The organism is Veillonella parvula (genome assembly GCF_024461875.1).
GTDB lineage: Bacteria > Bacillota > Negativicutes > Veillonellales > Veillonellaceae > Veillonella > Veillonella parvula_I.
Map to the genome: position 1 here is coordinate 1 of NZ_JANGAL010000089.1, position 245 is coordinate 245.

Annotated in this window: 1 pseudogene; it reads right to left on the minus strand. The window is 45.7% G+C overall.

The window, feature by feature from the left end:
* Window positions 1–10: 10 nt before the first annotated feature.
* Window positions 11–245: pseudogene (locus tag NE668_RS09970) on the minus strand (IS110 family transposase); the annotation flags it as partial.

Here is a 245-nt window from a genome sequence, read left to right on the forward strand (position 1 = left end):
CTTGTTTTTCTTACGCAGCCTGCGCATAAGCCGCCGGTCTCCTGATGTCATTGACCATCTTCTTGGGATCATAGCCCACGCCTTTTGTCAGTATGGCATAAAAAACACGAAGCAGCTTCGCTGCTATTGCCATAAGTGACTGCATCTTCTTTAATGGATTTAGCCTTCTAGTTGTGTAGTAATTATGGAGTTCCCTAAATTCTGGGTTCTTCGCTACAAGCGACATTGCAACCTCGAAGAGCAGG